The following is a 22,295-nucleotide window of genomic DNA, read 5'->3' on the forward strand; positions in this document are numbered from 1 at the left end:
TTGATCGGCCGTTAGTCGGCAGCCACCGCAAGGCTGACGATTTTTTCAGCCTGGAGCCGCGTCAGCAGTTGCGCCGCTTCCTCCTTCGACAACGCCTTGTCGCCGAACCGAACGCGGAACACCCCGGCCTTCGGACCCGAAACGATGGATGCATTGTAGGTGTTGAGCAATTGCGTGATGTCGTCGGCTTTTGCATCCGGCGAAAAGCGCAGCAACCCGAAAGTGCCCGCACTCGACTGGGTCGGGAACGCGGCTGTCTGGAAATTGCCGTCTGCGCGATCCTTGACCAGCGTGCCGATGACGCCGGCCTGCAACAACAGCGCCACTGCGCCAACGACCGCGGAATAAGCCAGCGTTCGCGGCGAAAGGCTAGAGAAGAACCCGACAACCCGCATCACGGGATTGAACGATGCATTCTTGCGCGCGGGCTCGGCATCGATGGCCGCGAACAGCTTCTGCATTGCCCGCGACGACGGCGCGCCGAGGCTCTCGTTCAGCAAAATCGTCTCGGCATACTCGTCCTGGATTGCCGCATACTGCCGCGCCAGATCGGGGTCGCTGGCCAGCGCCTCGTCGACGCGGCGGGCGTCACGCAGGTTGAGAGTCCCGGCAGCATGGAACGGCAACAGAGCCTCAAGCTCGGTGGGTTCGCGATCGGCGGTTTGCTTCGTGGTCTTGCTCGCAGAAGTCATGGCCAACCTCGCTCTATGCCGGCTGCCTTGAGCAACTCGGCTAATTTCTTTCGCGCGTAAAACAGGCGCGTCTTCACCGTGTTCTCCGGGATGCCCACGATTTCGGCCACTTCCTCCACGGATTTCTCGTGGTAGTAGACGAGATCGACGATCTCCCGATGGTCTGGCGAAAGTGCGGTCAGGCAATTCCGCAACGCGTTGCTCGTGTCTTTCTTCGCAACTGCGACTTCCGGATTGTCGGACGTATCCTCGATCGCGGCAGCCGCTTCGTCGTCCAGTTCCGCGTCCTTCCTCTTGCGGAGGGCAGACAGGGCCTTGAACCGGGTAATCGCCAGCAGCCACGTAGAGACGGCGGACCGGCCCTCAAACTTGCCGGCCTGACGCCACACATCGAGGAAAACCTCGCTGATGAGGTCTTCCGCGATGGACTCGTTCCGAACGAGCCGCAGCGAGAAGCGAAACACCCTGACGTGGTGCCTTCCGTAAAGCACCTGCATCGCGAGCCGGTCACCTTGGGCGATGCGACTGATCAGGACTTCGTCCGAAGTCGCGTGAGTTGCACTCAATGGCCGTCTCGCAAGGTTGGTCGCATGCGACTGGGAAGGGGTTCGATCAAATCTGTGAAAATCTTCGCGATTTCCCAGAACTGTCCGGATCGGCGAAACGCAAAATGCCCCTGAATCACGAACAAGGGCAAGTTATCAGGTTAGGGATACGATTTCGGTATTAATTTACCGGTTTCGGACTAATCGAGCATCACGAAAGGCTCGGGGCAGCCAAGGTAGCCTGTCCCTCCCAATGATACCAAACCTAAAGGCTTTCCCGCCTACAGTTCCGCATTGCTTACCTTCAGCGGCGAATTTCATGCGCAGCGCGGCGTCATCAGCACCTGAATCATTGCTAGGCGCTTCGGGCCCAGGGCCTTCGGTGCTTGAGATCGAATTAACGCCCGAGGTCCTCGCCCGCCGAACGAAACAGCGGCGGCAGATGCTCGACATGGTTGGCGTCAGCTACACAATCGACGCCGCGATCCTGCTGATTTACGCCTATGCGGGCACCACCACCTTCACGGTTGCGGCAGCCTATGGGGTCTGCGGCTTGCTGTCGGTGGCTGCGTTTATTGCGATATCCGAAGCCAGGGTGAACGACAGGTTCAAGGATCATTATTTCATCAGCCAGCAAAGCACCATCAGCCTGGCGATCATGCTGGTGTTCCTGTACGTCGCGCCCGAAGTCGGCTGCCTGTTCCTTTGCTCGATCTTCCTTGTCTACACATTCGCCGCCCTGCGTTCGTCTCCTCGCCAGACGATCCTCGGATGGACCATCGCCGCCATCGGGCTGACGGTTCTCTTTCTTCTCACAGACAAGCCCATCGCGCTGCCTCACGAAACGCCACTCGAGCGTTTCGCAACCATGCTGGTTTTCATTCTGGTGCTCGGCCGCGGCATGACCGTCGGACTGTTCAGCTCCTCGCTGCATGAATCTCTTTACAGGCGCGGCATCGAACTGAAAGCGGCCTACAAGCGCATCGAAGAACTCGCCGAACTCGACGAACTCACCGGCTCGCTCAACCGCCGCAGCATCATGCACACGCTCGACGAAGAGATCGCCCGCGCGCGCCGCAGCAAGATGCCCTGCGCTGTCGCGCTGATCGACCTCGACTGGTTCAAGCGGATCAACGATCAGTTCGGTCATCCCGTGGGAGACGAAGCGCTGCGGGCATTCGCGATTACCATATTCGCCAACATCCGCAGTATCGACAAGTTCGGCCGGTATGGCGGCGAGGAATTCCTGCTCATTCTCCCGGAGACGTCCGAGGGCGCAGCACTGCGCACGACCGACCGGCTGCGCATGATTGTGGGCGATCTCGACTGGAGCGCGATTTCGCAAGAGATGCGCGTCACGATGTCGGCCGGCCTTGCAATGCTGCGGCCGGATGACTCCGCGGACAGCATTCTCGCTCGCGCCGATCAACTGCTTTATCAGGCCAAGGCCCTCGGGCGTAACAAGGTCGTCGCTGCTTAGTTACTTCAGGCCGTCAAGAATTCGGCGGGCCGTGTTGTTTCAGTGTTTCAGGACAGAAAGTCATGAGTTTGAGATCCGCGGCGCGGCCGGTAAATCTTCTCGACGAGTTGCAGAACGCCCTTGCGAGCGGGAGCGTCGCCCGCCGCGTGGAAACGCTGCGCCGGGTCACCGACCTCTTCCTGCACGGCGTGGTGGACTATACCGACGAGCAGATCAACGTTTTCGACGACGTCTTCCATTGCCTGATCCAGCAAATCGAAATCTCCGCGAAGTCACGGCTGGCGAATCGCATGGCGCCCGTATCGAAAGCACCGCCGCGCCTGATCTATACGCTGGCTTTCGACGACGAGATCGAGGTCGCAGCACCCGTGCTGTCGCATTCCGAGCGGCTGGACGACAACATGCTGATCGAAAACGCGCGCAGCAAGAGCCAGGGCCATTTGCTCGCGATCTCGAAACGAAAAGTTCTGAGCGACGTCGTCACCGACGTTCTTGTCGAACGCGGCAATGCCGAGGTGGTGGAGAGCGCAGTCAACAATCCGGGCGCGGAGTTTTCCGACAAGGGCTTTACGCAACTGGTATCCCGCGCCGAAGGCAACGACGACCTCGCGACATGTCTCGGATCGAGAAAAGGGATTCCAAGGCCGCACTATCTCAAGCTGATCGCACGAGCGTCGGACTCCGTGCGTGCGCGCCTGCAGGCCGCCAATCCGCGCGCGTCGGACGACATCTCCGTCGCCGTCAAGGAAGCCGCTCGCGATGCCAGCCAGGACGCGTCCGTGGGCATGCAGGCCGCCAACGCGCAACGCCTCGTAAAATCCCTGTTTGACGACGGGCGTCTCGACGAAAAGGAAATCGCCGCGTTCGCAGCGGCCGGAAAATTCGAGGAAACCAGCGCAGCGATCGCGATCTGCGCGAACGTCTCCGTCCCGACCGTCGAAAGCATGATGATCGAATCACGCTCCGAAGGGCTGATGGTTCTCGCCAAGGTCACCGGGCTGTCGTGGGCGACGCTCAAGCTGATTTTCGCGATGCGAACCGCGGCGGGAGATGACATGGGCGACATCAACGAGCATCAGTCGAGCTACGACCTGCTGCGCCCATCCACCGCCCAGCAGGTCTTGCGCTTCTACCGGATGCGACAGGACACGGCGCAGACCGAAACGATATAGCCGACGACGGCGGCCTAGAATCTCAGGACGCGCGATCCCGCAAGCGCGCCGATCGCGGTGACGAGCGCAATTGCAATCGAATACCAGGTCGCCACGAACATCGGCGAGTCGTCGGTGCAGTGCGAGGCATAAAGCGTCGCGGCGAGGCCGGCGGACAACAGCCCGGCGAACGCGCCGGCCACCGCGGGGCGCGACGGCGCGCCGCGGCGCAGGGCGATCAGCGCCGCCGCCAGCAGCGGCAACGACAGCAGCGGGATCGCGGTGAGGCAAACCTTCGAGTTGGAGCCGATCAGCCGCGTCGACATTGATGTCCGGTGCGGCATCATCATCTCGCCCATCAGGCCGATGCCCAGAAGACCAAGCGGAATTGCCAGCAGCCAGCCCCAGCGTCCGAGCGAGGCTTCTGGCCGCGACAGATGCAGACTGATCGCGATGGCCGAACCGGCAAGAGCCAGAGTGATTGCAAACTTGAGATCGAAGAACGGATTGCCCATGGCGGTCATGACATCAGGCCGCATTCCCAGTCCGGCGAGAAAAAGCGCGAATGCCACCGGCATGGCGAGCAGCAGCGCGACCAGCAGCACGTTGCCGACCGGGCGCTGGTGCGTGTCGTTATCGGCGGCAAGGGTGCGGATCAGATCGTTGGTATCCATGGTCATTCTTTCCGCAGTTTGCTGGCGAGACCGGTCAGCCCGCGATGCAGCGCCACGCGCACCGCGCCTTCGGTCATCGACAGCCTCAAAGCCGTCTCCTTGATCGACGCACTATCGACCGCAATCGCTTGCAGCACATCCCGCTGCCGTTTCGGCAACCCTTCGAGATGGGTGGCGACTTCGCCCGGCGGCACGGTCTCCTCGACCGGCGCGCCCGGCAGCGTCTCCGCAAAATCGTCGATGTTGACGAAGATCCGGCGGCCACGGCGGCGCAGGGCATCGATCAGCTTGTTGCGGGCAATGGCGAACAGCCACGGCGCAAACGGGGCGTTCGTGTCCCAGGTGTGCCGCTTCAAATGCACCGCGAATAAAATATCCTGCACGATGTCCTCGGCTTGATCGACCGGCTGACCGGCGCGGGCCAGACCCCGCCGCGCCGCCGCTCTCAGGACCGGCGTGACGGCCTTGAGGAGGCGAAGATATGCGGCGTTGTCCCCGGCATTGGCCGCCCTCATCAGGTCGGTCCATTCGTCTTCACGTCCGCGCACGCGCGCTCCTATCAAGGCAATTCGCTTCTGTTCCTAAAGTGTTACGGGCGGAAGTTGCAATCACGCAATCGTGAATACGTGATCCGGGGACATGAATTGGCCTGCCCAACCGTCCCGGTCTGAGCCTTTTTTAGGGCGGCAAGTCACAAGATTCCCTTTTTTCGCCGTCCTGTGGCCATTCCGCACCGGTCTGGTCCGCTTGTGCTGGTGGCTCTGGCAAAAGGGGAAATTGCCATGCGGACAAGGACTGCTGGAATAGCGGCGCTGGTCGCAGCGGCCGGAATCTGGATGAGCTTTTCCGGCGCGCCGGCGATGGCTGCCAAATCGACCGCCAAGCCGGTTGCAAAAAGCAGCGTGGCTGCCGCGGACCGGCCGATGGTCCTTTCGAAATTCAAGAAGCAGCGGCGCGCGCAGGCCACGAAGAAAACCCGGACGGCTCATGTCCGGCACGTGAAAAAATCCGCGTCGAAAGCGTCCTCCAAATCCGTCGCGCAGAAGCCCACTCCGCAAAAACTTGCCGAGAAGGATGACGCGGCAAAGTCCATCAAGCCCAAGCTGTCGCCCGAAGTCGCGAACGCCCACGCGGAATCATTTGCCAATGACGAGGCGCGGAACATTGCCGCGCTCGACAGCACCAACGTGTCGTCCGTGAATGGCGTTTTGGTCGCCGCCGCCGACCCGCCGAACAATTCCGACAGCAATCAGCAGATTGCGCAAGATGCCGCGCCGGCCCCTCCGGTTGCCGTCGCGCCACCTCCCCCCGCCTCGAACGGCAAGATCGTCCGGGCAGTGTCGTCGTCGGAAAAGCCGGTGTTCAAGGGGGACGACAGCGACCCGTGGAGCAAGACCTCGCTGATCGGCAAGATCTTCATCGCCTTCGGAAGCCTGCTGACGCTGGCTTCGGCGGCGCGGCTGTTCATCGCCTGACGCAAACACCGTCTGCATTAAATGCAAACGCCGGTCCGCATCCCTGCGGATCGGCGTTTTTGCTTCGCGCGCCTTAACAGACCCGCCGTCACCGGTCTTGCGGATCGATGCCGCGAAAGGCAGATTGCGGCCAACGGCGCGCGACGCGCTCCATTTTCACAAGCACATCAGGGGCGAAACATGACGGCATTCGAACACATCATCGTGGAGAACAAGGGCGCGGTCGGCATTGTGCGAATCAACCGGCCTAAGATGCTCAACGCCCTCTCCTATGACGTGTTCAGCGAGATCGCCGCCGCCGTCGACGATCTCGAGGAAGACGAAGCCATCGGCTGCATCGTCATCACTGGCAACGAGAAAGCGTTCGCCGCCGGCGCCGACATCAAGGAGATGCAGCCGAAGCAGTTCATCGACATGTTCAGCCAGGATTTCATGGACATCGGCGGCGATCGTGTCACCACCTGCAAGAAGCCGACTATCGCCGCGGTCAGCGGCTATGCGCTCGGCGGCGGCTGCGAGCTCGCCATGATGTGCGACATCATCATCGCGTCCGACACCGCCAAATTCGGCCAGCCGGAAATCACGCTGGGCACCATTCCCGGCCTTGGCGGAACGCAGCGCCTCACGCGCGCCGTCGGCAAGTCCAAGGCGATGGACCTCTGCCTCACCGGCCGCATGATGGACGCCGCCGAAGCGGAACGCTCCGGACTCGTGAGCCGCATCTTCCCAGCCGACAAACTGATGGAAGAAGTGCTCGCCATTGCGGACAAGATCGCGGCTATGTCGCAGCCGGTGGCCGCGATGGCGAAAAGCGCCGTCAATCGCGCGCTGGAAACGACCCTCGCCGAAGGCATGAATGTCGAGGGCGACCTGTTCCACGCGACGTTTGCGCTGGAAGACCGCTCCGAGGGCATGGCTGCATTCATCGAGAAGCGGAAGCCGAACTTCAAGAACCGTTAAAGCACGATCCGGAAAAGTGGGTACCTGTTTCCCGACAAGATCATGCTCAACTAAATTTTGCTACGCGCCAACGCGGCGCTGACCAGCGCACGGTAAAGCCGGTCGGCAAACGACGCCGGCTGGTCGAGTTGCAGTCGCGCCAGACAGGCGGCTGTTTCCTCGTCCGGCGGTCCTGCGCGAAATCCTTGCCACGCAAGCTCAAGCAGATCGAGCTTGCTGGCCAGGGCTTCCTTCAAGATCTGCAAGGCCGGAATCAGCCGCCGCTCGACATCCGTGAAATCGCTGCCGAACGGAAACGCGGGCAACAGGCCGGCATCGCGCGACGGCTTGAGCGCGGCGGCAATGCGGTCCGGAAAGTTCTCGCGATGCGCGGTGGGGATTTCGTAAATCTTCGGCAGCTTGCCCGCGTCCTTAGCCTGTCGCATCAGCTCGCCCTGAAATCGTGAATCCGCGACGCTCAGCATTGCCGCGATGACGTCGGCATCCGATTTGCCCCACAGATCGGCAATCCCGTATTCTGTGACGATCACATCGCGCAGGTGGCGCGGAATCGTGGTGTGACCGTAGGACCAGCGGATATTGGATTGGGCATTCCGGCCGGAGCCGCGCACCGATTCCAGCGTCAACATCGATCGTGCGCCCTCCAGCGCGAATGCCTGCGCCACGAAATTGTACTGGCCGCCGACGCCGCTAACGACCTGACCGTTATCCAGACCGTCGGAGATCGCAGCCCCCATCAGTGTCGCCATCATCGCGTTGTTGACAAACCGCGCATCGATCCGCGCGCGGCGCTTGGCGTCCTCGCCTCCGTAAAGCTGGTTGGTGAACGACACTGGCACCATCTGGATGCGTGCAATGTGCTCCGGTTTCATGTCGCGCAAGGCGCGATAGAACGATTTCGGCCCAAGGAAGAAAGCTGCGTGCAGCAGCGCGCCATCGACTTCGCGCTTCAGCACACCGGCGTCGATCAGCGCGAGAAACGCCTCGAAGAACATTTCGCTGAGGCCGTAGAGGCCGGTCGCAAACGGGCCCGCTTCGCGCGGCGTGAGCCCCGGAGCCAGCCGCGACATCACCGCGCGATAGGCGGCATTGTCGCGATGACGAACGATCAATCCCTGCGCCAGCGCATCGCCGACCTGACCGATGCCGATCTGCAAGGTGCCGCCATCGCGCACCATCCCCGCCGAATGAAGTCCGATCGCGTATTTCGTATCGGAGATCGGCTCCGACGGCGGCGCGAATAACGGAAAGTCCGTCTCCGGGCTGTCGAGCACCGCATGAAACTCGTCCGCGGGCAGATCGCCCTGCCCCGGCATGAACGGCAGTTCGGAGTTCACCTGACCCACGATCTTGAACGCGATCTTGCCGTCCGCCCGCGCCCGCATCAAATCGAGCGTGGTGTCGGTGTTGCTGCTCAGGCTGTAGCGTGTCTCCCCATCGACGACCCGCTTGGCGACCAGTTGCGCGATGACGTTGACGCCCCGCGTCAACAGATAGGACGACGCGTGGGTGTAGTTCGCCGAGATGTAATGCTGCTGCGAATAGGGATTGCCGAGCCACTTGCCGGCGAGGAAGAAAAACTCGACGATTTCGATATTCGGCGGCAGCTTCTTTGCGTGGAGCGCCCGGGCGTAGTCGAGGTCGGGATAGCCGCCGAACAGCCGGTCGATCACCGGCGCGATGAACCGTCGCTCGAGGTCCGCCGCCGGCGTCGGCTTTTCCAGCGTCAGGGCGGTGAAGATGGTGAGATGGATCGAACTGTCGCTGGCCGCCCGCCGAAACAGCGCATTGACGATGTGGTTAGCCTTGCCGAGTCCTAACGGAAGCCCGACCACCAGTTTCTTTCCGACCTCGCGGATGATGTCGCCCGCGATCGCATCTGGATCGGAATAGATTTTCGGCATCGGATATCTGCTGGTCCACCACGCCGGGGGGCCCGGCAACGCACAAGGGAGGCGCGGCATCGTACTCCCGAATGGGGTCCGCTAGCCTGTAATTTCATCAGAAGGCCTTGAACGGTCAAGCGAATACCGCTCCGCGCGATAACAAATCAGTGCACATTGTCACAGTCGCCGATTTTCTTTGTCGGGACGTTTGCCCGCGCCAACAACGCGCTCTAAACAGTGTACGAATGAAGCGTGCTGGTTCCGGATTGATGCAATCCCCACCGCGACTTGTTACGGGAAACGATGGTTCGGCGGGCTTCAAGGTTTGGCGACGTAGGCTGGCGCTTTGGTGTGTCGGGCGCAGCTATCGGCGTCGTGCTGTTTGCCGGGTTCACGACCGCCGCGCAGGCGGAAACGCTGAACGAGGCCCTCGCCCGCGCCTATCAATCCAACCCGCAGCTCAACGCCACGCGCGCCCAGCAGCGCGCCACCGATGAAAATGTGCCGCAGGCGCTGGCGGGTTATCGCCCGCAGATCGTCGCGAGCCTGAGCGCAGGGTTGCAGCCGGTTCGCAACCTGCTTGTCGACAACACGATCCAGACCGCCACGTTGAAGCCGTGGACCATCGGCGTCACCGTCACCCAAAACCTGTTCAACGGTTTCAAGACCTCGAACAGCGTCCGGGTTGCTGAATTCCAGGTGCTGTCGGGCCGCGAGGCATTGCGCAATGTCGGACAGGGCGTGCTGCTCGATGCCGTCACTGCTTACATGAATGTGATCTCCAATCAGGCGCTGGTGGAAACCCAGCGCGGCAACGTGGCTTTCCTGCGCGAAACGCTCGGCATCACGAAAAAGCGCCTCGACGCGGGCGATGTCACGCCGACCGATACCGCGCAGGCGGAAGCGCGGCTGAGCCGCGGCCTCGCCGATCTCAACGCCGCCGAGGTCGCGCTGGAAACCAGCCGCGCCGTCTACGAGCAGGTGGTGGGCAACATGCCGGGCAACCTTGCCGCCGCGCAGACCGTCGACCGCTTCGTGCCGCGCAGCCGGCAGGAAAGCATCGATACCTCGATCCGTGAGAACCCGGCGGTGATCGCGGCGACCTACGACGTCGACGTCGCCACGACGACCATCAGCGTCGCCGAAAGCAGCCTGCTCCCCCAGGTCAACGTGCAGGGCAATGTCAGCCGCAGCGCCGACAGCGATCCCAATCTGGGCACCAAGCGCGCCGATCAGGCGTCCATCGTCGGCGCCCTTACCGTGCCGATCTACGACGGCGGCACCGCCGCCTCGCAGACCCGGCAGGCGAAGGAAACGGCGATGCAAAGCCGCCTCGTGCTTGAGCAGGTCAGGAATCAGGCGCGCACGGCGGCGATCAGCGCATGGATCAGCAGCGAGGGCACCAAGGTCGCGCTCGCTGCCGCCGAGGCCGAGGTGAAGTCCGCCAACATCGCCTTGCAGGGTGTACGCCGCGAGGCGCAGGCCGGTCAGCGCACCACCATCGATGTGCTTAATTCGCAGCAGGATCTCACCGCGGCGCGATCACGCCAGATCCTGGCGCAGCGCGATCGCGTGATCGCGTCCTACACGTTGCTGAGCGCCATCGGCCGCCTTGATGTCCGCACCCTCAGCCTCAACACGCCCGACTATCTACCCGAGGTGCATTATCATCAGGTGCGCGACGCCTGGCACGGCGTGCGCACGCCGTCAGGACGTTAGTTTCGGGAGCGCTAGTTCTGCGGAACCCGGCGCGAGAAGATCGAGATCAACACCGGTAGCGTGACGAGAATGACCAGCGGCGCAAGCATCATGCCGGTCACCACCACCACCGCGAGCGGCTTCTGCACCTGCGATCCGATGCCTGACGACATGGCCGCCGGCAGCAATCCGATGCCCGCCACCACGCAGGTCATCAGCACGGGACGCAATTGCAGTTCGCCAGTGCGGATCACAGCCTTGACGCGTTCGTACCCTTCATCGATCAGCTGATTGTATTGCGACAGAATGATGATGCCGTCCATCACGGCAATACCGAACAGCGCGATGAAGCCGATGGCCGCCGACACGCTGAACGGAATGCCGCTGAGCAAGAGCCCGAGCACGCCGCCGAGCACCGCCATGGGGATCACGCTCATCGCCAGCAGCGTGTCCACCATCGATCCGAAATTGAACCACAGCAGAACTCCGATCAGCGCGAGGCTGATCGGGACCACGATGGAGAGCCGCCGGATCGCGTCCTGAAGATTGCCGAACTCGCCAACCCATTCCATGCGTGAGCCGGGCGGCAGATGCACCTGCTCGGCCACCTTGTCCTGCGCTTCCTTGATCGCGCCGCCGAGATCGCGTTCGCGCACCGAGAACTTGATCGGCAGGTAGCGTTCCTGCCCTTCGCGGTAGATGTAGGCGGCGCCCGACACCAGCGTGATCGATGCGACTTCGGATAGCGGAATTTGCTGGATGCCGTTCGGACCCTGCGCGCCAATCCGCAGATTTTGGATGGCTTCCGCGCTCTTGCGGTATTCGGGTGCGAGGCGAACGATAATCGGGAAATGCCGGTCGCTGCCCGGCTCGTAAAGATCGCCCGCGCTGTCGCCGCCGATGGCGACGCGGATGGTCGCATTGATGTCGCCGGGGGACAGGCCGTAACGGGCCGCCCGCGCGCGATCGATGTCGATCTGGATCGTCGGCTGGCCCAATGAGGTGAACACCGACAGGTCCGTGACGCCCTTTACGGTCGACAGCACCGACTTGATCTTGTTGGCCGTATTGGTCAGTTCGACAAGGTCGTTGCCGTAGAGCTTGATGGAATTTTCGCCCTTCACGCCGGACACCGCCTCGGCGACGTTGTCCTGAAGGTACTGCGAGAAGTTGAATTCGACGCCCGGAAATTTCTTCTGCAACTGCCCGAGCAATTCGGATGTCAGTTCATCCTTGTCCTTCGATCCGGGCCATTCGCCGACCGGTTTCAGGGGTGCAAAGAATTCCGCGTTGAACAGGCCGGCAGCGTCGGTGCCGTCGTCGGGCCGTCCGTGCTGCGACACCACCGATTCGACTTCCGGCCGCTGACGAATGAGCTTCCGCATCTCGTTGACGTAGGAATTGCCCTCTTCGAGCGAGATCGTCGGCGGCAGCGTGGCGCGGATCCACAGATTGCCCTCCTCCAGCTTCGGCAGGAATTCGAGCCCGAGCATCCGCACCGCGATGAAGGTCACGACAACGAGGCCGGCCGCCACCGTCATCACGATCCGCCTGTTGCCGACAGCCCATCGCAGCAGCGGCATGTAGGCGGCGTGCAGCCAGCGCATGATCCGGGTTTCAGTCTCCTGCATGTGGACGGGCAGAATGATCGCGCTCAGCGCAGGCGTGACCGTGAAGGTCGCAAGCAGCCCGCCCGCCAGCGCGTAGGCATAGGTCTTCGCCATCGGCCCGAAGATGTGGCCTTCGACGCCGGTCAGCGTGAACAGCGGCAGGAACGCCGCGATGATGATCGCAGCGGCAAAGAAGATCGAGCGCGACACGTCGGCCGCCGCGCTGAGAATGGCGTGCGTCTTCATACCCATCAGGGTTTCGGGCGAGATCGCGCTCTGCTCGGACGGCGAGAGTTCGGTGGTGTGCGACAGGCGCCGGAAGATCGCCTCCACCATGATGACGGTGCCATCGACGATCAGGCCGAAATCGATGGCGCCCACCGACAGCAGGTTGGCGGATTCCCCGCGCAGCACGAGAATGATGACCGCGAAAAACAGCGCGAATGGAATCGTGGCCCCGACGATGACGGCGCTGCGCAGATCGCCGAGAAACAGCCATTGCAACAGCACGATCAGCAAAATGCCGATCACCATGTTGTGCAGCACCGTGTGGGTAGTGGTGTCGATCAGGTCCTTGCGGTCGTAAATGCGCTCGATCCGCACGCCGGGCGGCAGGACGCTGGATTTGTTGATCGACTGCACGAGTTGCTCGACCCGCGCGATGGTCGGCGAACTCTGCTCGCCGCGGCGCATCAGCACGATGCCCTGAACGATGTCGTCGTCCATGTTCATGCCGGCGATGCCGAGGCGCGGCTTCTCGCCGACGGTGACATTTGCAACATCACGCACCAAAACCGGATTGCCGCCGCTCTGCGAGATCATCGTGGTTGCGAGATCGTCGATGGAGCGGATCAGCCCGACGCCGCGAACCACCGCGGACTGCGCGCCAATGTTCACGGTGTTGCCGCCGACATTGATGTTGGCGTTACCGACCGCCTGCAACAGTTGCGGCAATGTCAGGCCGTAGGCGATCAGCTTGTTGAAATCGACCTGCAGCTCGTAGGTCTTGGTCTTGCCGCCCCAGCTTGTGACGTCGATCACGCCAGGCACGCTGCGGAAGCGCCGCTGCAGCACCCAGTCCTGCAACGTCTTGAGATCGAGCACGCTGTAGTTCGGCGGTCCGACCAGCCGGTACCGGAAGATTTCGCCGATCGGACTCAAGGGAGAAATCGTCGGCTGCACGCCTCCCGGCAGTGGGGTCAATTGCCCGAGGCGATTGAGCACCTGCTGCAATGCCTCTTCATAAGTATAGTCGAACGAGAATTGGAGTTTGACGTCCGACAGCCCGTAAAGCGAAATGGTGCGGATGGTCCGCAGGTTCTTGAGGCCCGCCACCTGCGTCTCGATGGGGATCGTGATGTAACGCTCGATCTCCTCCGCGGACAGACCGGGACTTTGCGTCACGATGTCGACCATCGGCGGCGTCGGGTCGGGATAGGCTTCGATGTTGAGCTGCTGAAACGCGATGACGCCGCCAACGAGAGTGATGGCGAACAGCACGACCATCAGGAAGCGGCGATTGACCGCGAGAGCGACGAGACGATCCATCAAGACCGGGTCTTTCGGAAGGAGCTGAATCTTGGGGAAAACACGGCCGGACTAGCTTCCGGATGCCGCGCGGTCGATGAACAGGCTGCCCTTGGTGACGATCTGCTCGCCCGGAAACAGATTGCCCTTCACCTCGACAAGATCGCCGTTGGCGAGGCCGACCTTGATCTGGCGCAGTTCGATGGACTTGTCGTCGCGCACGACCCAGACCCGCACCTGATCGCCTTCGTAGATCAGGGCCGTCTTGGGCACGCCGACAGCCGGACGATCCGCCGACGAATAGATCGTCACGTTGGCGAACATCTCCGGTTTCAGCAATCCATCGGGATTGTCGATGGTGGCGCGCACCATCAGCCGGCGGGAAGCAGGATCGATCGCCGCCGAGACGTAGTTGATGCGCGCGGTCATCGTGCGCCCCGGAAAGGCCAGAACACTGAATGCGATCTCCTGCCCCATCTCGATGGCGGGCGCTTCGGTTTCGCGCACGAATGCGGTCAGCCAGACCGTCGACATGTCGCCAATCACGAAGACCGGGTCGCTCGCGCCCGCGTTGACATATTGTCCTGGGCCGACCTTGCGCTGAACCACGGTGCCGGCGATCGGCGAGAAAATCGTGGTCTCGGGATTGATACGGCCCTTCTCCTGAAACGTCGCGATGGCCTCGTCGGTGAGACCGAGAATGCGCAGACGGTTGCGCGCGGCTTCCAGCGCCGTCTCGCTCGACCGCATGTCGTTCTTCGCGGAAATCAGCGCCGCCTGCGACTGCTGATAGTCCTTCAACGGGACGGCCTTGCCGTCATAAAGATCGTGGGCGCGCTTGTCCTGGATTTGCGCCAGTTCGAGCTGCGACTTCGCCTTGTTGTAGCCGGTCGCCGCGCTGATGAAATCGTTCTGCGCCTGAACATTGTCCGGCGCCTCGATCACGAACAGCGCCTGCCCCTGGGTGACGTGATTGCCCGGCCGCACCAGCAATCTCGTCACGCGGCCGGCATAGGGCGAGAACACCGGCGTCGACCGGTCCTCATCGATGGCGACCTTGCCTTCGGTGACATGCTCGGCGCGGAACGGACGCTGCACCACGGGCTGGACGGTCATGCTCGCCCACTCCGCCGCGGTCGGCGTATAGCGCAGCAGATTCTTCCGCGACTGGCTCGATACGTCGGAATGATTTTTCGGCGTGGTGGCGCCGCGCGTCAGGCTGAACACGGCGAGCCCCGCGATGACCGCAAGACCGGCGGCCACGGCCAGCCGCCGCCGGTGCATGGCCCGCACTCCGGCAATAAACGCACTTGGTTTGGTGGTCTTCTCGGTCACGTAACGGCTCCTGCGGCGCGCTGACGCGGCTTGCAGCTATTAGTGCCACTTCATGGATTTGGACAATCCAAAAACGTCGGGATGGAGATTATTTTCGGTTAACGTCAGGGCCGTGACGGCCACTCCGGGGCATCGGACCCCAGCGGCACGGCCGGACGCAGCCAGAATGCGGGTGTTGCCGACATCACGGCGGCGTGACGAACCGCTTGCAATGCACCAAAACCGGACTGACTTTGCTCGATCAACGGCAGAATCCTGTCCGCCGTCAGGTCCGCCGCGGCAGGACCATCCGCCAGCCGGCCAAGATTCCACAGCCAGCGTCCGGTCTGGGCCAGGGAAACCCGGACATGCCAGCTCCCGCCTTCGCGGGCCTGCCGCAGCCGCGCCATCATCGCGCCGAACGCCATCAGATAGCCGGTGGCATGATCGAGGATCTGCATCGGCAGTTCCTTCGGCCCGTCAATGCTGGCGGCCGCGCCCTCGGCATGGTTGAAACCTGTCGAGGTCTGCACCAGTGAATCGAAACCCCGGCGACCGGCCCACGGCCCGGCATGGCCATAGGCGCACAGCGACACGTAAACGATGCCGGGGCTGATCCGCGCCGCATCGTCCGGTGAAAAACCGAGCGCGGCGATGGAGTCCGGGCGATAGCCTTGCGAAAAAATATCGGCCCGTCCCAGCAGACCGCGCAACGTGTCCGTTCCCGCCTCCGTTTTGAGATCGGCAAAGCTCGACAGCTTGCCGCGCCCGGTGTCGATCACCAGCCAGGGGATCGACGGCAGATTGGGACTTGAGATCAGCATGACATCCGCGCCGTGAGCAGCCCATGTCCGCCCCGCGACCGGACCGGCGATGACACGCGACAGATCGAGCACGCGCAATCCCGCCAGCGGGCGATCGCCATTGGGCCATGGCCTCGGCGCGGCGTCGCCAATCTTCTCGATCTGGATCAGCGGCAATTGTTCGAGCGTTTGGGCCTGCGGCGTCGCCAGCCATTCGTCATGGGAGCGCATCATCGAGACGACGCAGCCGCCGGCATAGGCCGCGGTCTCGAATGCCTCGCCCTTCCACTGCATCAACGCGCGCTGCACATCGTCGCGCTCCGGCTTGCAGTTCAGCACCTTGCAGACGTTGTCGCGATGATGCGGGAAGTTGGTGTGGAGCCGCACGAAGCGTCCATCGCCTGTCTTGTAGACGCCCGCGATGGCGTCCCACGCCGACGGCGGCGGTTTATCATCGACGCGCAGATAGCGTTCGCTGCGGCACTCAACGGCGGCGTGCGTCATGTCGACGGATATACTTTGCGCCTCGCCGCTGCGCGCCTGCCAGACCTGCGCGGCAGCCAATCCGGCGGCGGCAACGGTAACTTGCGACGCTGCTCCGACACGAAACGACGACGGCAGCACCGGCTCGCTTCCGGTCAGCGTGACGGTGTCGAGCGCGGACGGCTCGCCGCCACCAAGGGCCCAGAGGTCGGCGAGAGCATCGCGGATGGATTGCATGAGCATCTCCGGCGGAATCGCAGCGGAGCATCGCGCTGAAAATACGGCGCATCAAGGACGCTTAATGAAAATCCCGCGACCGTGGAAGAATACGTACATTGCGCGGATGGCGTATCTTGTGAACCGGACTGCCGTCACGCGCGGGCAATTCATCCGCCAGCGGCTCGATCACATCCGCGCCCGCAGGAACAACATGTTTCCGGCTCAGCGCATCGTTGGCGAGCATCATCAGATCGTGCGAGCGATCGACCAATCGCTCGGCCACCAGATGCACGACCTTGTCGGGGCTGCTCTGGATTCGTCCTTCCACCTCGATCAGCCGCGCGCCCATCACTTCCTTGCGGAAGGTTTCCATGACCTTCGGCCACACCACGATGTTGGCGATGCCGGTCTCATCCTCCAGCGTCATGAAGACGACGCCCTTGGCGCTGCCGGGCCGCTGCCGCACCAGCACCACACCGGCGCAACGCACGCGGCGCCTATCGTTGACATGGGTCACGGTCTCGCACGGGATCACCCCCTCCTGCGCGAACATCGGCCGCAGGAATTCCATCGGATGCCCCTTCAGCGAGAGACGGATGGTCTGATAATCGGCCACCACCTGCTCCGGCAGCGGCATTTCCGGCAAGGGCTGCGCGGCCTCGTCAGGTTGCTCGCGCGCCGCAGCCATCTCGAACAGCGGCAGCAGAACATCGTCCGGCAACCGCCGCACCGTCCACAACGCTTCGCGGCGGTCGAGGCCGAGCGAGCGGAACGCATCGGCATCGGCCAGCAGGATCAGCGCGCGTTTCGGCAGTCGCGTCTCGCGCGCAAAATCTTCCAGTGACGTGAATGACTTTCGCGCGCGCGCGGCGACAATGCGCCGGTCCCAGTAATCCTCGCGCGGCTTTTTGCGGCTCTTTGAATCGGCGGGCTTGCTCTTCTCAAGTTCCTCCCCATCCGGATCATACACCTCAAAGCCGTCGATCTGACGGAAGCCGAGCCGCATGGCGCAATACTCGCCGCTTTGCTCTTCCAGAGTGTTCTGGCCGAAGCTGAACGACACATCGATCTCGCGCACCTCGACGCCATTTTTCTGAGCATCGCTGACGATCTGCGCCGGTGCGTAAAAGCCCATCGGCTGCGAGTTCAGCAGGCCGCAACAAAATGCGTCGGGATGATAATGCTTGAGCCATGACGACACATAGACAAGCTGCGCGAACGCGGCGGCGTGGCTTTCCGGAAAACCGTAACTGCCGAACCCCTTGATCTGGTCGAAGCAACTGTTTGCAAACACCGGATCGTAGCCGCGCGCGATCATGCGATCGACCATGCGCCTTTCGAATTTCGGCATGGTCCCGACATTGCGGAACGTCGCCATGGCGCGGCGCAGGCCATTCGCTTCTTCGGAGGTGAATTCTGCCGCGACCATGGCAATGCGCATCGCCTGTTCCTGAAACAGCGGCACGCCGAGCGTCTTGTGCAGGACGTTCCTGAGTTCGTCTTTGTCACCACTCTTCGGATAAGGATAGTCGATCTCTTCAGGCTTCATGGCACGCCGCTTCAGATACGGATGCACCATGTTGCCCTGGATCGGGCCCGGCCGGACGATGGCGACTTCGATGACGAGATCATAGAACGTGCGTGGCCTGAGGCGCGGCAGCATGTTCATCTGCGCGCGGCTCTCGACCTGGAACACGCCGAGGGATTCGCCCCGGCACAGCATGTCGAAGACTTCAGAACTGTCTTTATTCTCCGCCTTGATGTCCGCCAGCTCATAGCGCTGGTTTTTATGTTCTTCGATCAGATCGAAGCACTTGCGGATGCAGGTCAGCATTCCAAGCGCCAGCACATCGACCTTCATCATCTTCAGCGTGTCGATGTCGTCCTTGTCCCATTCGATGAAGGTGCGGTCGTTCATCGCGGCATTGCCGATGGGCACATAGGTGTCGAGCCGGTCCTGCGTCAGCACGAACCCGCCGACATGCTGCGACAGATGGCGCGGAAACTCGATCAGTTCGGTAGCAAGTTCGACCGCGCGGCGGATCATCCCGTTTTGCGGATCGAATCCGGCTTGCCGTATCTGCATGTCGCTGACGCCATCACCCCAGCTTCCCCACACCGTATCGGCAAGTGCTGCCGTGACGTCTTCCGTCAGCCCCAGCGCCTTGCCGACATCGCGGATGGCGCTGCGCGGGCGATAGTGAATGACGGTCGCGACAATGGCCGCGCGATGGCGCCCGTAACGCCTGAAAACATACTGCATCACCTCTTCGCGGCGCGAATGCTCGAAATCGACGTCGATGTCGGGAGGCTCCAGCCGCTCCTCGGAAATGAAGCGCTCGAACAGCACATCGGTCTCGGCCGGATTCACCGACGTGATGCCGAGCAGGTAACACACGGCGGAATTCGCCGCCGAACCGCGGCCCTGACACAAAATATGCTGTGAGCGCGCATAGCGCACGACATCATGCACGGTCAGGAAATAATGCGCGTAACCGAGCTTGTCGATCAGCCGCAATTCCTTCTCGATCGTCGCGGCGAGCTTCTCATCGATCCCGTTCGGAAAACAACGCCGGATGCCCTCCTCGGTGAGATCACGCAAATGCCGCTGCGCGGTCTTGCCGGGCGGCACCGGCTCGTCGGGATACTGATACTGCAATTGATCGAGAGAGAACGTGATGCGGTCCGCGAAGCGCATCGTCTCTTCGATGGCCTCCGGCAAATCGCGAAACATCCGGCTCATTTCCGCCGCAGGCTTCATATGCCGCTCGGCATTGGCCTGAAGTTTTTTCCCGACGGCATGGATGGTGGTCTTTTCGCGAATGCAGGTGAGCACATCCTGCAAGGGCCGGCGCGCGGGATGATGATAAAGCACCTCGTTGGTCGCCAGCAGCGGCACGCGCGCAGTCGCCGCCACACGATACAGCCGGGACAGACGCCGCTTGTCGTCGCCGCGATACAGCAAACTCGCCGCGAGCCAGATGTCCTTTGCGCCATCGGCGCGGCTGCGCTGCAAGCGATCCAGAACGTTAAGTGCTGCCGCAGTCTCGAAACGATGCGGCAGCATCAGAACAAGCAACTGCCCTTCGGCAAATTCCAGCAGATCGTCCAGCTTGAGATGGCACTCGCCTTTTTCGGCGGCGCGCTTGCCGCGGGTCAGCAACTGGCACAGCCGGCCGTAGGCGGCGCGGTCGCGCGGATAGACCAGAATATCCGGCGTGCCGTCGATAAAGACGAGACGCGCGCCGATCAGCAGCTTCGGCTTGTGGATGATCTCCGGATTGCGCAACTCGCTGTAAGCGCGCACCACTCCGGCCAGCGTGTTGCGATCGGCAATCCCGATCGCCGGAAGACGAAGTTCGCCCGCCTGATGCACGTATTCCTGCGGCTGCGATCCGCCGCGCAGGAACGAGAAGTTCGTCGTGATGCCGATTTCCGCATAGGCCGTCATGCGAACAGTCCGTGCACGAACCATTTGGGCGGAATGGGTTCGCCTTCCGCGTTGACAGGTTCTCCGTAAAGTCCGTCGCGATAAACCCAGAACCGCAAGCCCTCCGCATCTTCCATGCGGAAGTAATCGCGCGTCAGCGTTTGCTCCTCATGCTTCCACCATTCCATGGCGATGCGCTCGGGGCCTTCGACGCGCATCACCACATGGGTCGCCCGCCGCCATGTGAAATGACGCGGTGGTCCATCCGGCACCGTTGCAAAGGGAACGTCGATCATTTCCGGCCGCTCGAACAGCCGCAACGGACGCAGCGGCGGCTCCGCCTCGACGCGCGCTGGCCAGTCGGCAACAGCTGCTGCCGCAAGATATTGCTGTGCGGGCGCGGCCAGCGCCGCGCGTTCCGGGATATGCGTGTCCTGCGGCAGATGCACCACGACACGCTTGCCGCCGATACGCGCGGCGATGCGGTCGATCAGCGCCGCCACTTCGTCGTTGTCCTGCGTGCGGGTGTCGAAATCGCGCTGCTCCTGCACCACGATCTCGACATGGCTGGCGGACAGCCGGATGAGATCGAACCCGAATCCGGGATCGAGCGGATCGGCCAGCGCATCGAGCCGCTCGCGAAACAGCCTGTCCACGACATTGACCCTGGTCACTGGCTGTCCGGCATCCACCGCGATGGTGCGCACCGCGCCGTCGGTGCGGAAGAAACTCGCTTCCAGCCGCCGCGCGCCCTTGCCTTGTTTGTCCATCGCCGCGACCAGCATCTGCGCGAGGCCCGAGAGTATCGCGGCAATCACGGTATCGGTGGCGACAGGCTCTGGAAAACGCTTCTCCACCATGAAATCCGGCAGCGGCTTGCGCGGCGAGATCGGCGCATCACCCTGCCCCAGCGCCTGCTGCAACAGGCTCGTGAAGTCCGCGCCGAACCGTGCAGTGATCTCATGCGGCGCGCGGGACGCCACATCGCCGATAGTCTTGAGCCCCGCCCGGCGCAAGCCGCGCGTGATCGCATTGGCAGCACCCAGCGCGAATACCGGCAGTGAACTGACGGCGCGCGCTTCCTCGCCGTCCGGCACGATGCAGCTTCGCGCCGCGCGTGTCATGGTGCGCGCGCAGACCGGCGTACTCGCAATCGCCGCATTGACGATAAAGCCTTGCCGTTCGAGCGAGGCGCACACCGTGCGCAGCATCGCAGCCTCGCCGCCGAACAGATGCGCGCAGCCGCTGATGTCGAGCAGCAGACCATGAGGTGGATCGAGCGCCACCAGCGGCGTGAAGCGGTCGCACCAGTCGGCGATGGCCTCGAGCAGCCTTGCATCCGCCGCCTCGTCGGCGTCGCACACCTGCACGTCGGGACAGACCGCCCGCGCGTTCGCCAGCGGCAGGCCGGCCTCAAGACCGATATGCGCAGCAGCATCGTTCAGCGCCGCGATCTGCAACGCGTTGTTGAGCTTGGCGACGACGACGCAGGGACGTTCGTTATCCGGCGCGGCGTCGCCCGGCAGCCGCTTCAAGCGGTCGGTCGGCAGGCGCGGCAGCCACAGGCTGAGGATACGCCGAGTCCTTATGGAAGATGCCTTCACGGAAGAGGCCCTCATCACATTTCCACTCCATGATCCATTGCCCGGTCGAGCCGTGACGGTTGCGAACGAGTTGTGCGTCGAACATCGGCGCGCCCCACACCTCGTTTACGGATGACGATGGTGCTGCGCGCACGACCCATCGCGTCTCGGCGGTGCTGGCGGATGGTGTCGCCGCCGTTCGCAGCACCAGACACGCGACATTCGATGTACGTGCAGTAAGCGTCAGCCTGCGACTCGCGACCAGATCGAGCGCGCGCACCTCGCCCCACACATCCAGCACCACCGCGCCGAGCGCGTCGCAGGCAAGCGCATCGGCGGCCACGCGCAGCGCGGTCTCCGCATCCGCCGCCCACACCGTCACCAGCAGGCGCGGATCGAGCCCGAGTTCGTTGAGGCCGCTCATCGACAGCGCGCCGGATTCGATTTCGGTGAAATCCTGCCGCACCCAGACCAGCGGCCGCCGCCCCGCGAGACGATGCGCAAGACCGGCGACAAAGCCCGTCGCCACAGCACCGTGGCGGCCACTTTCCGCGAACACCTCATGCAGCGCGCCGCGCACCAGCCCGCCTTGAAGCATCGCGTCCGCCTCGGCATGACCGAGCGCCACGCGCGCAAGTCCACCGGCCTCGCCTTCAAGGCGGCCGATGGTCCCCCGCAGGGACGCAAGTGTTCTCGTGCGCGCGCTCATCATGCGCCGCTCCTGACAATCCGGTTCGTCACTCTCCTTATGGAACGGGTGACGGT

Annotated in this window: 16 protein-coding genes; 5 read left to right on the forward strand and 11 right to left on the reverse strand. The window is 62.8% G+C overall.

The features are described 5' to 3' along the window. Nucleotides 1–11: 11 nt before the first annotated feature. Together AC1RKJ_RS20645 and AC1RKJ_RS20650 are read right to left on the reverse strand one after the other, a co-directional pair. Nucleotides 12–692 (reverse strand): hypothetical protein, encoded by a 681-nt coding sequence (locus AC1RKJ_RS20645; protein WP_492792988.1) that lies wholly within the window; start codon nucleotides 690–692, stop codon nucleotides 12–14. Beyond that, nucleotides 689–1,258, reverse strand: coding sequence for a sigma-70 family RNA polymerase sigma factor (locus AC1RKJ_RS20650; protein ID WP_492792989.1), 570 nt, complete (start codon nucleotides 1,256–1,258; stop codon nucleotides 689–691). Before AC1RKJ_RS20650 ends, AC1RKJ_RS20645 begins: the two co-directional genes overlap by 4 nt. 298 nt (nucleotides 1,259–1,556) lie before the next feature. On the opposite strand from AC1RKJ_RS20650, the gene AC1RKJ_RS20655 reads away from it, so the two are divergent. Beyond that, nucleotides 1,557–2,717 carry a GGDEF domain-containing protein gene (locus tag AC1RKJ_RS20655; RefSeq protein ID WP_492792990.1) on the forward strand — a complete coding sequence of 387 codons (1,161 nt, stop codon included), beginning with the start codon at nucleotides 1,557–1,559 and terminating at the stop codon, nucleotides 2,715–2,717. Nucleotides 2,718–2,779: 62 nt separating this feature from the next. Continuing rightward, a complete protein-coding gene (locus tag AC1RKJ_RS20660; protein ID WP_492792991.1) occupies nucleotides 2,780–3,889 on the forward strand; it encodes a DUF2336 domain-containing protein in 1,110 nt (369 codons plus the stop codon). 14 nt (nucleotides 3,890–3,903) lie between these two features. Here AC1RKJ_RS20660 and AC1RKJ_RS20665 read toward each other — a convergent pair whose 3' ends face one another. After that, complete coding sequence (locus AC1RKJ_RS20665) at nucleotides 3,904–4,542, reverse strand: NrsF family protein (RefSeq protein WP_492792992.1); 639 nt, start codon at nucleotides 4,540–4,542, stop codon at nucleotides 3,904–3,906. Nucleotides 4,543–4,544: 2 nt separating this feature from the next. Continuing rightward, a complete protein-coding gene (locus AC1RKJ_RS20670; RefSeq protein ID WP_492792993.1) occupies nucleotides 4,545–5,090 on the reverse strand; it encodes a sigma-70 family RNA polymerase sigma factor in 546 nt (181 codons plus the stop codon). Between the two features lie 234 nt (nucleotides 5,091–5,324). Here AC1RKJ_RS20670 and AC1RKJ_RS20675 point away from each other — a divergent pair, with 234 nt between their 5' ends. Together AC1RKJ_RS20675 and AC1RKJ_RS20680 are read left to right on the forward strand one after the other, a co-directional pair. Next, nucleotides 5,325–6,017, forward strand: coding sequence for a hypothetical protein (locus tag AC1RKJ_RS20675; protein WP_492792994.1), 693 nt, complete (start codon nucleotides 5,325–5,327; stop codon nucleotides 6,015–6,017). A gap of 180 nt (nucleotides 6,018–6,197) precedes the next feature. Then, complete coding sequence (locus tag AC1RKJ_RS20680; protein ID WP_492792995.1) at nucleotides 6,198–6,977, forward strand: enoyl-CoA hydratase; 780 nt, start codon at nucleotides 6,198–6,200, stop codon at nucleotides 6,975–6,977. A 50-nt stretch (nucleotides 6,978–7,027) separates the two neighbouring features. Here the strand turns inward: AC1RKJ_RS20680 and AC1RKJ_RS20685 are convergent, their stop codons facing one another. Continuing rightward, a complete protein-coding gene (locus tag AC1RKJ_RS20685; RefSeq protein WP_492792996.1) occupies nucleotides 7,028–8,881 on the reverse strand; it encodes an acetyl-CoA hydrolase/transferase C-terminal domain-containing protein in 1,854 nt (617 codons plus the stop codon). Nucleotides 8,882–9,166: 285 nt separating this feature from the next. Here AC1RKJ_RS20685 and AC1RKJ_RS20690 point away from each other — a divergent pair, with 285 nt between their 5' ends. Next, nucleotides 9,167–10,582 carry a TolC family outer membrane protein gene (locus tag AC1RKJ_RS20690; RefSeq protein WP_492792997.1) on the forward strand — a complete coding sequence of 472 codons (1,416 nt, stop codon included), beginning with the start codon at nucleotides 9,167–9,169 and terminating at the stop codon, nucleotides 10,580–10,582. An 11-nt stretch (nucleotides 10,583–10,593) separates the two neighbouring features. Here the strand turns inward: AC1RKJ_RS20690 and AC1RKJ_RS20695 are convergent, their stop codons facing one another. The 6 genes from AC1RKJ_RS20695 to AC1RKJ_RS20720 form a co-directional block, all read right to left on the reverse strand. Then, nucleotides 10,594–13,719, reverse strand: coding sequence for an efflux RND transporter permease subunit (locus AC1RKJ_RS20695; RefSeq protein ID WP_492792998.1), 3,126 nt, complete (start codon nucleotides 13,717–13,719; stop codon nucleotides 10,594–10,596). A gap of 51 nt (nucleotides 13,720–13,770) precedes the next feature. Then, nucleotides 13,771–14,982, reverse strand: a complete 1,212-nt coding sequence (locus AC1RKJ_RS20700; RefSeq protein ID WP_492793245.1) for an efflux RND transporter periplasmic adaptor subunit — start codon at nucleotides 14,980–14,982, stop codon at nucleotides 13,771–13,773. A gap of 155 nt (nucleotides 14,983–15,137) precedes the next feature. Further along, nucleotides 15,138–16,535, reverse strand: coding sequence for a CoA transferase (locus AC1RKJ_RS20705; protein WP_492792999.1), 1,398 nt, complete (start codon nucleotides 16,533–16,535; stop codon nucleotides 15,138–15,140). Nucleotides 16,536–16,596: 61 nt separating this feature from the next. Continuing rightward, nucleotides 16,597–19,968, reverse strand: coding sequence for an error-prone DNA polymerase (locus AC1RKJ_RS20710; RefSeq protein WP_492793000.1), 3,372 nt, complete (start codon nucleotides 19,966–19,968; stop codon nucleotides 16,597–16,599). Then, nucleotides 19,965–21,551, reverse strand: coding sequence for a Y-family DNA polymerase (locus AC1RKJ_RS20715; protein ID WP_492793001.1), 1,587 nt, complete (start codon nucleotides 21,549–21,551; stop codon nucleotides 19,965–19,967). The genes AC1RKJ_RS20710 and AC1RKJ_RS20715 overlap by 4 nt, the downstream gene beginning before the upstream one ends. Then, the gene (locus AC1RKJ_RS20720; RefSeq protein ID WP_492793002.1) at nucleotides 21,448–22,242 is read right to left on the reverse strand and encodes an ImuA family protein; all 795 of its coding nucleotides are present in this window, start codon (nucleotides 22,240–22,242) and stop codon (nucleotides 21,448–21,450) included. Before AC1RKJ_RS20720 ends, AC1RKJ_RS20715 begins: the two co-directional genes overlap by 104 nt. Nucleotides 22,243–22,295: the final 53 nt, after the last annotated feature.

The organism is Afipia sp. GW822-FHT04G07 (assembly GCF_058800765.1).

Coding starts and splice junctions, on each gene's coding strand:
- AC1RKJ_RS20675 (WP_492792994.1), top strand. CDS start 5,325: ATGCGGACAAGGACTGCTGGAATAGCGGCGCTGGTCGCAGCGGCCGGA.
- AC1RKJ_RS20665 (WP_492792992.1), bottom strand. CDS start 4,542: ATGGATACCAACGATCTGATCCGCACCCTTGCCGCCGATAACGACACG.
- AC1RKJ_RS20700 (WP_492793245.1), bottom strand. CDS start 14,982: ATGCACCGGCGGCGGCTGGCCGTGGCCGCCGGTCTTGCGGTCATCGCG.
- AC1RKJ_RS20690 (WP_492792997.1), top strand. CDS start 9,167: ATGGTTCGGCGGGCTTCAAGGTTTGGCGACGTAGGCTGGCGCTTTGGT.
- AC1RKJ_RS20705 (WP_492792999.1), bottom strand. CDS start 16,535: ATGCAATCCATCCGCGATGCTCTCGCCGACCTCTGGGCCCTTGGTGGC.
- AC1RKJ_RS20645 (WP_492792988.1), bottom strand. CDS start 692: ATGACTTCTGCGAGCAAGACCACGAAGCAAACCGCCGATCGCGAACCC.
- AC1RKJ_RS20695 (WP_492792998.1), bottom strand. CDS start 13,719: ATGGATCGTCTCGTCGCTCTCGCGGTCAATCGCCGCTTCCTGATGGTC.
- AC1RKJ_RS20720 (WP_492793002.1), bottom strand. CDS start 22,242: ATGATGAGCGCGCGCACGAGAACACTTGCGTCCCTGCGGGGGACCATC.
- AC1RKJ_RS20680 (WP_492792995.1), top strand. CDS start 6,198: ATGACGGCATTCGAACACATCATCGTGGAGAACAAGGGCGCGGTCGGC.
- AC1RKJ_RS20710 (WP_492793000.1), bottom strand. CDS start 19,968: ATGACGGCCTATGCGGAAATCGGCATCACGACGAACTTCTCGTTCCTG.
- AC1RKJ_RS20660 (WP_492792991.1), top strand. CDS start 2,780: ATGAGTTTGAGATCCGCGGCGCGGCCGGTAAATCTTCTCGACGAGTTG.
- AC1RKJ_RS20685 (WP_492792996.1), bottom strand. CDS start 8,881: ATGCCGAAAATCTATTCCGATCCAGATGCGATCGCGGGCGACATCATC.
- AC1RKJ_RS20655 (WP_492792990.1), top strand. CDS start 1,557: ATGCGCAGCGCGGCGTCATCAGCACCTGAATCATTGCTAGGCGCTTCG.